The sequence below is a fragment of the Ilumatobacter nonamiensis YM16-303 genome, assembly GCF_000350145.1.
Lineage (GTDB): Bacteria > Actinomycetota > Acidimicrobiia > Acidimicrobiales > Ilumatobacteraceae > Ilumatobacter_A > Ilumatobacter_A nonamiensis.
In genome coordinates this window covers 1-14,406 of the sequence record NZ_BAOL01000212.1, presented here as the reverse complement: position 1 = coordinate 14,406, position 14,406 = coordinate 1, and the positions used below count along the sequence as shown (strand labels likewise).

Sequence of the window (14,406 nt, the reverse complement as noted above, 5' to 3'; positions counted from 1 at the left end):
CAGGACCCGCCCTCGACGGTCGAGTGCCGGCGGACGTTCCGCCTGCTCGTCGGACGAGTCCGCTGATGCTCACGGACCGACCATCGACGTCGCACACACTTCGACCACCGCGCACATCGGTCAGGCGGCGGGCCGGGCTGCGGCTTCGGATCGTCGTCGGCTTCGTGCTGCTCCTCGCTTCGGTCTTGGCGTTCGTCCTCTTCGCCACCCGTCAGGTGCTGCTCTCCGAACTCGATCAGAAGGTGGCGGCTGCCCTCAATCAGGAGGTCGAGGAACTCCGGCTGCTCGCGGATGGCACCGATCCCGAGACCGGCGAGCCGTTCGCCGACGACGTCCAGGCGCTCTTCGACACGTTCCTGAGTCGCAACGTCCCCTCCGACGATGAGGCGTTCTACACGCTCGTCGACGCCGAGCCCTACCGAGCAAGCAGCGGTGCACTCGCCCTCGCGGACGACCATCCGATGGTCGAGGAATGGCGCCGAGCGGTCGACTCGACGAACGGAACGGGATCGACCGATCTCGGCGATGCGCGCTATCTCGTCGTGCCGCTCGTGCACGACGGCGACGTGCTCGGTGCCTTCGCCGTCGTCAGCTTTCCCGGCGACGAACGCGACCAGCTCCTCAGCGGAGTACGCACGGCCGCGATCATCGGGGTGATCGCTCTCGCGATCGCCGCCGTCATCGCCTGGGCCGCGGCGGGCCGCATCCTGCGACCGGTTCGGGAGATCACCACGGCATCCCGGCGGATCACCGAGACCGACCTGTCCGAACGCATTCCGGTCGACGGTGCCGACGAACTCGCGGAGCTCGGCCGCACGCTCAACGAGATGCTCGATCGATTGGAGAACGGATTCAGCTCGCAGCGCCGGTTCCTCGACGATGTCGCACACGAGCTGAGAACGCCGATCACGATCGCGCAGGGACACCTCGACCTCATCGAACACGACGACCCGGGCGAGCGCCGCGAGACCGTTGCGCTCGTCACCGACGAACTCGAACGGATGAGCCGGTACGTCGGCGACCTGCTCGTTCTGGCGAAAGCCGATCGCCCAGACTTCCTGGGCGTCGGGCCGGTCGATCTCGGCGAGCTCACCACCACCTTGCTCCACCGCGTGTCGACGCTGGGCGACCGCACATGGACCGTCGAGTCCAGCCCACCGCCGGGGATGGTCGCGATCGTCGCCGACGAGGGTCGGCTCTCCCAGGCGATGCTCAACCTGGCGTCGAATGCCGTACAACACACGATGGCTGACGACGAGATCCGGATCGGTGCGGAGTTGATCGACGCACCGGAAGTACACGGCGGTCCGTGGGCGAGATTGTGGGTGCGCGACAGCGGCCCCGGCGTCGACCCCGACGTTCTCCCGACACTCTTCGACCGCCAGACGCGCAGCGCCTCGAGCCGGGTGCGTCGACCGGACGGGATGGGACTCGGGTTGTCGATCGTCGACGCGATCGCCCGTGCACACGGCGGATACCCCGAGGTGCAGTCGAGCGTCGGCGCCGGGGCAACCTTTGCGGTCGTCATCCCCACGAACCTGCCGGCGAACGACGAGTTCCGCGTCGTTTCCGAGGCCACGGCATGAGCCCACGCACGAGCATCCACGAACGGTGGCGCCGATGACCCGGATCCTGATCGCCGAGGACGAAGAACGCATCGTCAGCTTCTTGGAGAAGGGGCTTCGAGCAAGCGGCTTCACCACGGTCGCTGTCAACGACGGTCGCTCTGCTGCCGCCCTCGCTCGCGACGACGCGTTCGAGCTCATGATCCTCGACCTCGGGCTGCCCGAGATGGACGGCTTCGAGGTGCTCCACGCGATCCGCACCCGCGGCGAACTGCTCCCGGTGATCGTGCTCACGGCGCGACAGAGCGTCGAGGACACCGTGTCGGGCCTCGAGCAGGGTGCCGACGACTACATGACCAAGCCGTTCCGATTCGAAGAACTCCTTGCTCGCGTCCGGCTGCGCCTTCGCGGTCAGGAGGCCACCGAGTCCACGGTCCTCAGCGCAGGCCGGGTGGAACTCGACCTCCGCACGCGCCGTGCGACCGTCGAGGGCACATCGGTGGAGCTGACGGCACGAGAGTTCTCGATGCTCGCGACGTTCCTCCGGAACGCCGGTCACGTGCTCAGTCGCGAGCAGCTGCTCTCGAACGTGTGGGGATACGACTTCGATCCGAACTCCAACGTGGTCGATGTCTACATCCGCTATCTGCGCAAGAAACTCGGCAACGACGTGATCACCACGGTGCGCGGCATGGGCTATCGACTGGAGGACGGGTGACCGGCGAGGACGACATCGCAACGACGATCGACGACGCGGTCCTGCCTGCCGCGGTCCACCTGACCGGTGAACACGCGCCGGCGATCCTCGCGCCTGCGGTGGAGATGGCGGGTGGCCGGTTGGTCGATGCCCGTCCGGTGAGCGTGCAGTACCGCCCGGGGTCGGACCTCGTCGTGCAGTTCACGTGCCAGGTCGAATGGCCGAGACGCGGCGAAGTCCGCGAGACGATCGTCGCGTCGAGCACCGTGTACGGCGAACCGCCGGGCACCGTACCGATCGAGGCCGAGGCACCCGATGGAACGGTACTCCGCGTGGGCGTGTGGCGATGGCCGTTCGACCCGTCGCTGCCCGCGCTCGAGGACGCGGTCGTGTCACCCCGCGCCGCGGTGATGTTCTCCGACGTCGCGGTCGGCGACCCCCACCTGGAGGTCGTGGCCTACCGCCCGACGGAACGAGCGGTCATCCGCGCCACCGACCGGCGCGGCCAGTTCTACGTCAAGCTCGTGGCCCCGGCGACGACGCACGACTTCGTCACCCGACACGAGCGTCTGCGCGCAGCCGGTCTCCCCGTCCCGAACGTGCTTGCGTTCGATGCGAACGCGGGATGGATCGCCCTCGAAGCACTGCTGGGCGACACGTTCCGGGTCCGGCTCAAGGAGGACCGCCATCCATGGCCGAAGCCGGACGACATTCTCGAGTTGTGCGCTCGTCTCGCTCCCGTCGATTCGAGCGGCGCTCCGCCGGTGCGGTCGCGTGTCTCCGACGCGATCGCCCACGCGCAGGTGTTGGCGAGCGTGGCCCCGGAGCATGTCGGTCGGCTCGACGCCCTGGTGGAGGCGTTCTCGAACGCCGAGGCGCGCTCCATTGCCCGCCGCGGACCGACCGTGCACGGCGATCTTCACGAGGGTCAGCTCATCCTCGACGGCCGAGATGGCGCGCCCGCGATCACCGGACTGCTCGACATCGACGACGTCGGCCCGGGGGATCCCATCGGCGACCTCGGGACCCTGCTCGCCCATCTGACCTTCCGGGCTTCGCAACTCGACGGGGACGGCGCCGAATTGCGGCGGTACATCGACGACCTGACGCCGGCCTTTGCGGCCGCGGTCGACCCCGGCGAGCTGCGGATCGCGACCGCTGCGGTGCTGGTCGGGCTCGCCACCGGACCGTTCCGGATTCAGCACCCTGGCTGGCGGGCTGCGATCGACGAGCAGTTGACGAACGCCGAAGAACTGCTGCGCTGAGATGAGAGGTTTCTCAGACTGACGTCATCTTGTTCCCATCGTGGGTCGCCATCGTTCATGTCAGAACGAAGCCCGACCTCGAAGACAAGGAACAGAACCATGGCTACATCGATCAAGCTCGACTGGAAAGTCGCCACTGCCCTCGGATTGGTGGCAGGCGTCGGAATCGGCGGATTCGCCCTCGCCGACGAGGCACCCTGGCAGGAGCAGCCCGCTGACCGCGTGGATCTCAACGACCCGCAGAGCGTCGAGCGTCTCTCCGCTCCGGTGGTCGTCGCCGACGACCCCTCGGCGTTCGCCTCCGCCGCATCGGTCGCCAACTCGGTCCGGTCGGGTGCCTCGGTCGGAGTCGCGAGCATCCAGAGTGCGAACAGCCCGGACAAGGTCACCCTCTACAACTGGGTCAAGAACACTCGGGCCCCGGCACCGGCACCGGGCCAGCAGGACAGCGACAGCGTCGATTCGCCGCCGTCGGTCCAGAGCAGCAACCACGTCGCCGATCCGCCTGCACCGCAACAGCCCGACAGCCCGCCCTCGCCGGTCTCGGCTCCGTCGGTCGCATCGGTTGCGTCCCCGGCGTCGGTCGCTTCGCCGCCTTCCCGGGCGTCGCCACCCACCCCAGCGTCGCCACCGTCCCCGGCATCGCCTCCGTCCCCGGCATCGCCTCCGTCTCCGGCGTCACCGGCCTCCCCTGCATCGCCGCCCTCCGCGGCGTCGGTCGACAGCTGACCTCGCCAGTCCCTCCGGCTCGGATCCCTGCTCCGAGCCATCGAGAAGCCCCCGGCCCGTCGCCGGGGCTTCTCCATGTCGGGCCACCCCTGCGACGATGTCGTCGATGGGCCACGACTCGACATCCGACGACGACACCGGCCCTTCTGCCTCTGGGCCGCTGGGCGGGCTGCGGGTGATCGACATGTCGACGGTGCTCGCCGGGCCGAACTGCGCGCGCTATCTCGCCGACTTCGGTGCCGACGTGATCAAGGTCGAGCGACCCGACGGTGACGGTTTGCGGAACATGGCGTGGACCGACCCGCGTGACGGCGTCGGGCTGTGGTGGAAGCTGGTCAACCGCAACAAACGGACGGTCGTACTCGACATCAAGGACGACGCCGACCGTGCGACCCTCCTCCGCCTCGTGGACGAGGCCGACGTGCTGGTCGAGAACTCACGTCCGGGAACGTTGGAGCGACTCGGCCTCGGGCCGGATGTCCTTCTCGAGCGCCGTCCGGCGTTGGTGATCACGCGGATCTCCGGGTTCGGCCAAACCGGTCCCTATGCGACGCGACCGGGATTCGCCACGATCGCCGAGGCGATGTCCGGGTTTGCCGCACTGAACGGCGAACCGGACGGAGCGCCACTCGTGCCGCCGATCGCGCTCACCGACGAGGTGACCGGATTGGCCGCCGCGTTCGCCACCATGGTCGCGTTGTACTCCGGCGTCGGCCAGGTGGTCGATGCCAACCTCCTGGAGACGATGTTCCACCTGATGGGTCCGCTGGCGTCGCTCCAGGCCGTGACCGGCGAGCAACAACCTCGGCTCGGTTCCGGACTGCCGTACACGGTGCCGCGCGGTACCTATCGGTGTGCCGACGGTCGCTGGGTCGCGGTGTCGACGAGCAGCGATTCGGTTGCGGCGCGGGTGCTCGACCTGATCGGTGTGGGCGACGACGAGCGATTCACGACGTTCGCGGGACGCGCCGACCACCGCGAGGAACTGGAAGCGCTGCTGACCGACTGGTGCTCGGTCCGTTCGAGCGCGGACGTGATCGCCGAATTCACCGCGGCTCAGGCCGCGATCGGTCCGGTGCTCGACATGGCCGACATCGCGCAGGACCCGCACTACGCGGCGCGGGGGACCATCGAGGCGGTCGACGACACGCCGATGCAGAGCCTGATCGCTCGACTGTCGGCAACGCCCGGGGCACTGCGCTGGGCCGGTCGAGGCCTCGACGCCGACGGCGACGAGATCCGTTCGAGCGGCTGGTGACCGCGTCGTCGCCGGGCATCAGTCCGGCGAGATCGGAACCATTCGCCTCGGTCGGAGCAGGTGATGCTCGACGACAGCCCGACTGCGGGGAGGACGGCGAGCGCCGTCGGATGGTTGCGGACGTTCACGACCGTCAGTGCGCCGAGCGACGAGGCAGAACACCGCGGCCTGCGCCCGGGAGGTGATCGTGGTCAGGCGCCGGTGCCGATGGGGCAGCTGACGCCGGTGCCGGCGATGCCGCAGTACCCGTTCGGGTTCTTCGCCAGGTACTGCTGGTGGTACGGCTCCGCGTAGTAGAAGTCGGTGTCGAAGTCGATCTGCTTGACCTCGGTCGTGATCCGGCCGAAGTTCTTCTCGTCGAGTTGCGCCTGGAACGTGTCGCGGGTCGCCTCGATCACCGGGAGTTGGTCGGCTTGCGTGGCGTATGCCGCGGTGCGGTACTGGCTTCCCCGGTCGTTGCCCTGACGCATCTCCTGCGTGGGGTCGTGGTTCTCCCAGAACACCTGCATGATCCGCTCGAAGCTGATCACCTCGGGATCGAACACGATGCCGACCGCCTCTGCATGGCCGGTGAGGCCGGTGCAGTTCTCCTCGTAGGTGCAGTTCGGGGTGAAACCGCCTGCGTATCCGACGAAGGTGGAGTAGACGCCGTCGAGCTGCCAGAAGATCCGCTCCGCGCCCCAGAAGCAACCCATGCCGACGACGGCGATCTCCATGCCGTCCGGCCACGGGCCGACGAGCGGGTTGCCGTTCACGTGGTGCGCGTCCGGAACGGGCATCGTCTGATCGGTCCGTCCAGGCAGCGCGTCCTCGGGCTCGACCATGGTGACGTTCTTGCTGAACAACATGATCACAAGGATACGACGCCTCCGTCGCCCGTTGAACGGCGCCGCCGAATCGTTCGCAGGTGTTCAGTTCTCTCTCCGATCGCCTGCGCTGGTTTGGTCTGTCGGGGTGATGTGAACCTTCCCTAGTGATGACGTGCCACGTGAGCGAACCGGTCGTCGGCGGATGTCGATGAGGACATTCGCGCGGTTCTCGGGGTTCGCCCTGGCTCTGGTCGGAGCAGTCGCCGCCACCGCACTCGTGACGATCAGTTCGTGGTGGTGGCTGGTCGCCGCCGTCCCCCTGTGGCTCGCGGTGCTGGTCGGCGTGTACGACCTGGTCCAGCCCCATCACAGCGTGCTGCGCAACTATCCCGTACTCGGTCACTTCCGATTCGCGCTCGAGTCGCTCCGTCCCGAACTGCAGCAGTACTTCATCGAACGCGACACGCACGGAACTCCGTTCGATCGCAATGCCCGATCGCTGATCTACGAACGGGCGAAGGGAGTCAACCAGGAGCAGCCGTTCGGCACCGAACTGGACGTGTACGCCCCCGGCGCCGAGTGGCTGATCCACTCGGCGGCACCCAAGTCACCACCTGCCGATCAACACCGGGTCACCGTCGGCGGACCGCAGTGCATCCAGCCGTACGAGATGGCGTTGCTGAACGTGTCGGCGATGAGTTTCGGCGCGCTCAGCGCCAACGCGATTCTGGCGCTGAACGAAGGGGCCCGGCGCGGCGGCTTCGCACACGACACCGGCGAGGGCGGCCTGAGCCGGTACCACCTCGAGAAAGGCGGTGACCTGGTGTGGGAGATCGGTTCGGGCTACTTCGGTTGCCGGACCGCGCACGGCGACTTCGACCCGAAGCAGTTCGCCGACGCGGCGGCGGAGCCGGCGGTCAAGTGCATCTCGGTCAAGCTCTCGCAGGGAGCCAAACCCGGGATCGGTGGGGTCATGCCCGCCGCGAAGATGACCGAGGAGATCGCATCGGCCCGTGGCGTCCCTGCGCACGAGAAGTGTGTGTCGCCGCCCGCACATTCGGCGTTCTCGACTCCGATCGGCCTGCTCGAGTTCGTCGCCGAGCTGCGCGATCTCTCGGGTGGGAAGCCCACCGGCTTCAAACTCTGCGTCGGATCGCGTACCGACATGCTGGCGATCTGCAAGGCAATCCTCGCCACGAGCATCATTCCGGACTTCATCATCGTCGACGGCTCCGAGGGCGGCACCGGAGCGGCGCCGCTCGAGTTCGAGGACCACGTGGGCACACCGCTGACGGAAGGTCTGACGATCGTGCGTGACACGCTCGTCGGCTGTGATCTGAAGCGGCACATCAAGGTGGGCGCCAGCGGCAAGGTCTCGTCGGGTTCCGACATCGTGAAGCGGCTGATCCAAGGCGCCGACTACACGAACGCCGCCCGGGCGATGATGATGGCGGTGGGTTGCATCCAGGCACAGCGCTGTCACACGAACACCTGCCCGGTCGGCGTGGCGACACAGGATCCGAAACGATCGCGCGCGCTCGTCGTCGAGGACAAGGCCGAACGGGTCCGGCGGTTCCAACACGAGACGGTGCACAGCGCCCAACGACTGATCGCCGCCATGGGACTCGACGGCCCCGAGCAGCTCCACGCCGGCCACTTGATGGAGCGCGTGGACGCACACACCGTCCACTCGTTCGACAAGCTCCATCCCTCACTCGCAACCGGATCACTCCTCAGCGAGCCGCCCGAATCGTGGGCCGCTGCCTGGAACGCAGCATCTGCATCCACGTTCGATGCGGTGCCCGTGCGAGCGTGACCCACCGCCCAAAGGAGACAACCATGTCCAAGCAATCGATCAGTCAGGTCGTCGTCGACGGTCTCGTCGCACACGGCGTCAGCCAGGTGTTCGGCGTCGTGGGCGACGCCCTCAACAGCGTGACCGAGGCGATCCGAACCACGGAGGGAATCGAGTGGATCGGCGTCCGCCACGAGGAGGTCGGCGCCTTCGCTGCGGGAGCGCAAGCGCAGATCACGGGCCAGATCGGGGTCTGCGCGGGAACCGTCGGCCCGGGTTCGCTGCATCTCCTCAACGGGTTGTACGACGCGGCGAAGAGTCACGCACCGGTCCTCGCGATCGCAGGTCAGGTTCCGGTCGCCGAACTGCGTTCCAACTATTTCCAAGAGGTCGACAACGACGCTGTCTTCGATGACGTGGCCGTGTTCACCGCGACGGTCACATCGCCCGATCAGATCCCCCGACTGGTCGAACAGGCGATCGAGTCGGCGGTGTCGCGGCGCGGGGTGGCGGTGTTGTCGATCCCCGGGGACATCGGGCCGATGGAGGTCGACACCGCACCCGTTCGGGTGTTCCAGGGTACGTCCCGAGCCCGCCCGGACGAGGCGGCCGTCGCTCGAGCCGCCGCGTTGCTCGACGCCGCCGACAAGGTGACGATCCTGGCGGGAATCGGTTCGCGTGAGGGCCGCACTCAGGTGCTGGAACTGGCGGGCGCGCTCGCGGCACCCATCGTCTCCACACTCAAGGCGAAGGAGATCTACGACTGGGACAACCCGTTCGACCTCGGACAGAACGGGCTGATCGGCAACCCTGCTGCCGCCGACGCCTTCCGCGACTGCGACCTGCTGCTGATGATCGGGACGGACTTTCCCTATCGCGAATGGTTCTCGGACGACGTCACCACGATTCAGATCGACGCAGCCGCCGACCACATCGGACGCCGGACCACCGTCGACCTCGGCATCGTCGGCGACGCCGCACTGACACTCGACGCGCTGCTCCCTCGACTTCGAGGCGAGCACGATCGTGATCACCTGGAGAACCTGCGCGACTCCTACCAGGAGTGGTGTGATCGTCAGACCCGACTCACCGACCCCACTCACGACGAGACGTTCACCGGCTCAGCGCGTGCAGTTCTCGACAATCCGGAGGGGCGGATCCGACCCGAAGCCGTCGCCCACGTCATCGGCGAACTGGCCGACGACGACGCCGTGTTCACCACCGACACGGGAATGTCGACGGTGTGGTTGTCACGATTCGTCCGCATGCGTTCGGGACAGCGGCTGCTCGGCTCGTTCAATCTCGGATCGATGGCGAATGCGATGCCGCAGGCGATCGGGGTCCAGGCGCTCGACCGCTCACGTCAGGTGATCGCCTTCGCTGGGGACGGAGGCTTCACGATGCTGCTCGGCGACCTGCTCACTGCGGTGTCGGAGAGCCTGCCCGTGAAGATCTTCGTGTTCGACAATCAGCGCCTCGGCATGGTGAAACTCGAGCAGGAAGAGGCCGGGCTCCCCGATTTCGGTACGACGCTGAAGAATCCGGACCTCGCCGCGGTGGCGACCGCGATGGGCGCCACCGGGATCCGCATCGAAGACCCGGCCGATCTGCGTGACGGGATCGAACGGGCGCTCGCGCACGATGGTCCCGTCGTGGTCGACGTGCTCACCAACCCCGACGAGATCATCATCCCGTCCGAGCCGAGCCCGGGCCAGGCTTGGGGGTTCACGATCGCCAAGATCAAGGAAGCGATCCGCAGCGTCGGCGACGACTGATCGCGGTCGGTACGTTGGCGGGCGATGAATCCGCCCGTGGTCTTCCGTCCGATCGTGCTTGCCGACCTGGATCGGTTGGAGGAGATCAATGCCGCCAACGTTCCCGAGGTCGGCGACGTCGATCGCGACCGGATGACGTTCCTCATCGACGAGAGCTCGATCGCGATCGCTGCCGACGTCGACGGCGAGGTCGTCGGTTTCTGTCTGGTGCTGCCGCCGGGGTCGACGTACGACTCGCTCAACTACCGGTGGTTCGCCGAACGGCATCCCGAGGCGATGTATCTCGACCGGGTCGCGTTCGACGCGTCGGTGGTCGGGCGTGGATACGGCACGGCGCTCTACGGCGAGGTGGAACGAATCATCGCCCGCGACCACGCCGACGCGGACGGGCTGGCGCTCGAGGTCAACGTCGATCCGCCGAACGAACCCTCGCTCGGCTTCCACCGCAAGCTCGGCTTCGTGCCGGTCGGACGCCAGCGGGCGAAGGGCATCGAGGTCGAGATGATGCACAAGTCCTTCAGCTGACCGGACATCCGGTGCCCGACACCGGATGTCCCGGCCGTCAGCGACGGTCTTGGAGGAACCGGAAGTGGGAGCGGGTGCCGGCGACGTGGTCGGTGTCGATGTCGGCGATGAGCACCGTCTCCACGCCCGCACCGGAGGCGAGGATCTCCCCGAGCGGGTCGATGATCGCACTGTCGCCGCTGTAGTCGAGGCCGCCGCCGGTGCCGACGCGATTCACCGCGACGACGTACGCCTGGTTCTCGATCGCCCGCGCCCGGAGCAATGACGACCAGTGCAGACGCCGCTTCGCCGGCCAGTTCGCCACGACGAGGTACGCATCGGTGTCCTCCGCGAGCGTCCAGAACTCGTCGGCGAAACGGAGGTCGTAGCAGACGAACAGGCTGAGCCGGACGCCGTCGATCTCCACCGTGACGAAGTCGGTCCCAGCGCGCACGTACTCCTGCTCGTTCGCGTGCGAGAAGGGATGGATCTTCCGATAGCGATGCGTCGTTCCGTCGGGGCCGGCGAGGACGAACGAGTTCGACGGGCGCTGGTCGTCGTCCGGCGCGTCGGGTCGGATCTCGGGACAGGAACCACCGATCCACACGCCGTGCATCGCCGCCTGCTCGGCGAGGTACTGCGACGACGGGCCGCCTTCCGGCTCGCCGATGTCGGGTGAGTCGAACGCGAAGCCGGTGGAGAAGGTCTCGGTCAGCAGAACCAGCCCCGCACCGCTGGCCACCGCGCCGGCGATCATCGGGGCGAGGTGGTCGAAGTTCGCCTGACGATCCTCCCAGACGATGTCGTGCTGGACGGCGGCGACGCGCAGCACGCTCATCCGAACGCCTCGACGAGTTGGTCGACGGCCGCATCGATGATCGGCAGCTGCTTGCAGAACGCGAATCGCACGAAACGATCGCCGTTCTCGGGGTGCATGTAGAACGCACTCTCGGGAACCGCGACGACGCCGGCTCGCTGCGGAAGTTCACGGCAGAACGTCATGCCGTCGAGGTCGGGCGCGACGGGGGTGATGTCGACCGTGACGAAGTAGCCGGCTGCAGGGCGGTAGGTGGTGAATCCGGCCCGACCGAGACCGTCGGTGAGATGATCGCGCGCCGTCTGCAAGTTGTCGCGGAGGCCTGTGAAGTAGTCGTCGCCGAGGCGCAGCCCGACCGCCGTGGCCGGCTGGAACGGCGCCCCGTTGACGAAGGTGAGGTACTGCTTGGCCATTCGTGCGGCGGTGACGAGTTCGTTCGGTCCGGTCATCCAACCGATCTTCCAGCCGGTGGTGTGGAAGGTCTTTCCGCCCGACGAGATCGTGAGCGTGCGCTCGAACATGTCCGGCAGCGTGGCGATCGGAACGTGCGCGGATCCGTCGAAGACGAGGTGTTCGTAGACCTCGTCGGTCACGACGATGAGGTCGTGCTCGATCGCGACCGACGCGATCGTGTCGAGTTCGTCCCGGTCGAACACCTTGCCGGTCGGGTTGTGCGGCGTGTTGAGCAGGATCAGCTTCGTGCGTTCGGTCACCGCGGCGCGCAGCCCGTCGGCATCGAACCGCCACACGCCATCGGCGTCGGGCTGGAGCAGCACCGGGACCGGCGATGCTGCCGCAAGGGCGATGCCGGCCTGGTAGCTGTCGTACATCGGCTCGAACACGATCACTTCGTCGCCGGCGTCGAGCATCCCGAGCATTGCGGCGGCGAGGGCCTCGGTGGCCCCGGCAGTGACGACGACCTCGGTGTCGGGGTCGATGTCGAGGCCGAACCAACGATGCTGGTGCTCGGCGATCGCCTGGCGGAGTTCGGGGTGGCCGAGGCCCGGGCCGTACTGATTGACACCGCTCCGGATCGCGTCGACGGCGGCGTCGAGCACCTCGACAGGACCGTCCGTGTCGGGGAAGCCCTGGCCGAGATTGATCGCGCCGGTCTCGACCGCGAGTGCCGACATCTCGGCGAAGATCGTCGTCCCGAATCCCGCCAACTTGTCGGTCAGGACATCGGTCGGAGCAGCCACGGTTGCAGTGTAGGGAATCGGCCTCTCGCGTCGCCCCGCCACCCGGTGCCACATTCCACGTACGGGATCGGACCGGAAAACGCAGAACGGGCAACACCCTCGAGGTGTTGCCCGTTCCGTTCAGCGCGCCCGGAGAGAGTCGAACTCCCAACCGTTTGATCCGTAATCAAATGCTCTATCCATTGAGCTACGGGCGCAGTGCCTGAAAGGCGATCCGTATTCTAAGCGACTGCCGGTCCGATCGGAACCGCCGGTCGGGAAGATTCCTCGCGATCGGCGGCCGATCAGTAGGCCGTCATCGCCCACGGGCCCCAGCCGCCGGCACGCTGATACAGCGTGTACGCCGCTCGGGCGTTGGTGGCGGGGTCGTACAGCTGCTGGTCGTCGGTGATCCCGATGTCGGAGAGCCAGCTCTGGTGGACGCTCCAGTAGATCTGGAACAAGCCGTAGCAGCAGTAGTTCTTCGCGGTCGGCACGAAGCGGCTCTCGCGGTACGCGATCTCGATCGCCCGATCCTCGAGGTCGTCCGGCCACACATCGCGAATGATCTGCTTGATGTCCGCCGGTCCGGCCGGCTCGGGCGACGGGGCCGGAGCGGGATCCGTGGTGGGGGCCGCCGTCGTCGGCGCCGCCGTGGTCGGCGCGGCCGTCGTGGGCGCCGCAGTGGTGGGCGCAGCTGTCGTCGGCGCGGCGGTCGTCGGGGCGGCGGTGGACGAGGAGGACGATGGCGGCGGAGGCGTCGACGCTCCGGCAGGCAGGCAGATCTCCGAACCCGGGTACAACGGCGTGTCCTTCGTCGCCCCGTTCGCATCGAGCAGGTCCGCGAGGGAGACCCCGGCGCCCTCGGCGATCCGCACCCAGAAATCACCGAACTCGACGTCGTAGTCGATCGCGCATTCGACGACCTCCGTGGTCGCCGGCGTCTCGCTCGCGGCTGCCGTCGAGGACGACGACGAGGAGGAGGAGGACGAAGAGCTACTGCTGGATTCGGCGGCCGGGGTCGGATTCACCACGACCGCCGGCGGCAGGCTCTCGGCGTCGAGCACCGCAGTGGTCTCGGCTGAGGATTCGGGTTCGGTGACCGGGGTCGTCGTCTCGGCCGCTGCCGTGGTGGAGTCGGAGAAGGTCGCGGGGTCGGCTGCCGCGGAGGCGATGGTGTCGTCGCTGTCGTCCGAGGTCCAGCCGATCGCGAGCGGCACGAGCAGCGTGGTCGCGACGGCGACTGCACCGATGCGGACGAGGAGCGGGTCGAGCCCGCCCGTCACGCCGCGGCGGTTGTCGTCGCGCTCGACCAGGGGCACCGGTGTCATCGCGGCGAAACCATCGTCGTCGTCGATGTCATCGAACCCACCCGGAGGCGGTCCGGCGGCGTCGATGACCGGCACCTCGTCGGTGACGTACATCCCCGCGGTCGCCGCGGCGCTGCCGACGGAGGCAACCCGGCCGCTGTCCCAGAGAGGGATCTCGGTGTCGAGGTCGTCGAACATCGACGGACCGGCGACGGGCGTGTCATCGCTCGGACGGGGTGCGTTCGCGTCGAGCACGTGGTGCTCACGGGTTCCACCGGCGCCCGACGACATCGCCGAACTCCACAGGTTCTTGATCGCCCCGGTGATGTCACCGTGGCTCTCGGACGGCTGGCGACGCGGGCGCGGCGCGGCATCGCTCCAGTCGGGGGTGGAACCCCAGAACTCGTCGGAGGAACTTGCTTCGCCGTGATTCATGTCGTCGTGATTCATCTCGTCACCTGTCCGCCGGTCGGTCCCAACGTGGGTCGTGTCGTCAGTTCTCGAGAGGTGTGCCGGGCGCTTCGTTGCGCTCCCTCATCACCTGGTTCACGTTGTCTACTCGATTCGTCATGAAACTGCAACGCGGCTGTCATCCACACGACATGCTTGTCATTTGGATGAGAACTTCGGCGGACGACTGAAATCGAAAACCACAACGACCGGCGCCCCGTGGAGCACCGGTCGTCGCGTGGCGGAGAGGGTGG

The 14,406-nt window shown here is 67.5% G+C and carries 12 protein-coding genes and 1 tRNA gene; 8 read left to right on the top strand and 5 right to left on the bottom strand.

Annotated elements, in window-relative coordinates; all coding sequences use genetic code 11:
* Positions 1 to 65: 65 nt before the first annotated feature.
* The 5 genes from ON45_RS17435 to ON45_RS17415 all read left to right on the top strand — a co-directional run bounded on the left by ON45_RS17435 (position 66) and on the right by ON45_RS17415 (position 5,514).
* On the top strand, positions 66 to 1,586 hold the full coding sequence (locus tag ON45_RS17435) for a sensor histidine kinase (RefSeq protein WP_051063295.1): 1,521 nt from the start codon (positions 66 to 68) through the stop codon (positions 1,584 to 1,586).
* A 34-nt stretch (positions 1,587 to 1,620) separates the two neighbouring features.
* Positions 1,621 to 2,283 carry a response regulator transcription factor gene (locus ON45_RS17430; RefSeq protein ID WP_040495534.1) on the top strand — a complete coding sequence of 221 codons (663 nt, stop codon included), beginning with the start codon at positions 1,621 to 1,623 and terminating at the stop codon, positions 2,281 to 2,283.
* The gene (locus ON45_RS17425) at positions 2,280 to 3,527 is read left to right on the top strand and encodes an aminoglycoside phosphotransferase family protein (RefSeq protein ID WP_040495533.1); all 1,248 of its coding nucleotides are present in this window, start codon (positions 2,280 to 2,282) and stop codon (positions 3,525 to 3,527) included. Before ON45_RS17430 ends, ON45_RS17425 begins: the two co-directional genes overlap by 4 nt.
* A gap of 99 nt (positions 3,528 to 3,626) precedes the next feature.
* Positions 3,627 to 4,256: a hypothetical protein gene (locus ON45_RS22785; RefSeq protein ID WP_040495531.1), complete on the top strand. Its 630-nt coding sequence runs from the start codon at positions 3,627 to 3,629 to the stop codon at positions 4,254 to 4,256.
* 106 nt (positions 4,257 to 4,362) lie between these two features.
* Complete coding sequence (locus ON45_RS17415; RefSeq protein WP_040495529.1) at positions 4,363 to 5,514, top strand: CaiB/BaiF CoA transferase family protein; 1,152 nt, start codon at positions 4,363 to 4,365, stop codon at positions 5,512 to 5,514.
* 191 nt (positions 5,515 to 5,705) lie between these two features.
* Here the strand turns inward: ON45_RS17415 and msrA are convergent, their stop codons facing one another.
* Positions 5,706 to 6,362, bottom strand: a complete 657-nt coding sequence (gene msrA / locus ON45_RS17410; protein WP_083915118.1) for a peptide-methionine (S)-S-oxide reductase MsrA — start codon at positions 6,360 to 6,362, stop codon at positions 5,706 to 5,708.
* 163 nt (positions 6,363 to 6,525) lie between these two features.
* Between msrA and ON45_RS17405 the strand changes: the two genes are divergently transcribed.
* The 3 genes from ON45_RS17405 to ON45_RS17395 are packed head-to-tail and all read left to right on the top strand — an operon-like array spanning position 6,526 to position 10,418.
* Positions 6,526 to 8,139, top strand: coding sequence for an FMN-binding glutamate synthase family protein (locus ON45_RS17405; RefSeq protein ID WP_051063294.1), 1,614 nt, complete (start codon positions 6,526 to 6,528; stop codon positions 8,137 to 8,139).
* Between the two features lie 23 nt (positions 8,140 to 8,162).
* The gene (locus ON45_RS17400; RefSeq protein WP_040495550.1) at positions 8,163 to 9,893 is read left to right on the top strand and encodes a thiamine pyrophosphate-dependent enzyme; all 1,731 of its coding nucleotides are present in this window, start codon (positions 8,163 to 8,165) and stop codon (positions 9,891 to 9,893) included.
* A gap of 24 nt (positions 9,894 to 9,917) precedes the next feature.
* Positions 9,918 to 10,418 carry a GNAT family N-acetyltransferase gene (locus ON45_RS17395; RefSeq protein ID WP_040495527.1) on the top strand — a complete coding sequence of 167 codons (501 nt, stop codon included), beginning with the start codon at positions 9,918 to 9,920 and terminating at the stop codon, positions 10,416 to 10,418.
* Positions 10,419 to 10,455: 37 nt separating this feature from the next.
* On the opposite strand, the gene ON45_RS17390 is transcribed toward ON45_RS17395, so the two are convergent.
* From ON45_RS17390 to ON45_RS21790, 4 genes are all read right to left on the bottom strand, one after another.
* The gene (locus ON45_RS17390) at positions 10,456 to 11,235 is read right to left on the bottom strand and encodes a carbon-nitrogen family hydrolase (RefSeq protein ID WP_083915115.1); all 780 of its coding nucleotides are present in this window, start codon (positions 11,233 to 11,235) and stop codon (positions 10,456 to 10,458) included.
* A complete protein-coding gene (locus ON45_RS17385; protein ID WP_040495525.1) occupies positions 11,232 to 12,413 on the bottom strand; it encodes a pyridoxal phosphate-dependent aminotransferase in 1,182 nt (393 codons plus the stop codon). Before ON45_RS17385 ends, ON45_RS17390 begins: the two co-directional genes overlap by 4 nt.
* A 124-nt stretch (positions 12,414 to 12,537) precedes the next feature.
* Positions 12,538 to 12,610 (bottom strand) — tRNA-Arg (locus ON45_RS17380).
* An 87-nt stretch (positions 12,611 to 12,697) separates the two neighbouring features.
* Positions 12,698 to 14,152: a LysM peptidoglycan-binding domain-containing protein gene (locus tag ON45_RS21790; RefSeq protein ID WP_051063292.1), complete on the bottom strand. Its 1,455-nt coding sequence runs from the start codon at positions 14,150 to 14,152 to the stop codon at positions 12,698 to 12,700.
* Positions 14,153 to 14,406 lie beyond the last annotated feature (254 nt).

What these genes read in the sequence shown, in the direction of transcription:
- ON45_RS22785 (WP_040495531.1), top strand. Translation starts at nt 3,627, where the DNA reads ATGGCTACATCGATCAAGCTCGACTGGAAAGTCGCCACTGCCCTCGGA.
- msrA (WP_083915118.1), bottom strand. Translation starts at nt 6,362, where the DNA reads ATGTTGTTCAGCAAGAACGTCACCATGGTCGAGCCCGAGGACGCGCTG.
- ON45_RS17405 (WP_051063294.1), top strand. Translation starts at nt 6,526, where the DNA reads ATGTCGATGAGGACATTCGCGCGGTTCTCGGGGTTCGCCCTGGCTCTG.
- ON45_RS17435 (WP_051063295.1), top strand. Translation starts at nt 66, where the DNA reads ATGCTCACGGACCGACCATCGACGTCGCACACACTTCGACCACCGCGC.
- ON45_RS17390 (WP_083915115.1), bottom strand. Translation starts at nt 11,235, where the DNA reads ATGAGCGTGCTGCGCGTCGCCGCCGTCCAGCACGACATCGTCTGGGAG.
- ON45_RS21790 (WP_051063292.1), bottom strand. Translation starts at nt 14,152, where the DNA reads ATGAATCACGACGACATGAATCACGGCGAAGCAAGTTCCTCCGACGAG.
- ON45_RS17395 (WP_040495527.1), top strand. Translation starts at nt 9,918, where the DNA reads ATGAATCCGCCCGTGGTCTTCCGTCCGATCGTGCTTGCCGACCTGGAT.
- ON45_RS17415 (WP_040495529.1), top strand. Translation starts at nt 4,363, where the DNA reads ATGGGCCACGACTCGACATCCGACGACGACACCGGCCCTTCTGCCTCT.
- ON45_RS17400 (WP_040495550.1), top strand. Translation starts at nt 8,163, where the DNA reads ATGTCCAAGCAATCGATCAGTCAGGTCGTCGTCGACGGTCTCGTCGCA.
- ON45_RS17430 (WP_040495534.1), top strand. Translation starts at nt 1,621, where the DNA reads ATGACCCGGATCCTGATCGCCGAGGACGAAGAACGCATCGTCAGCTTC.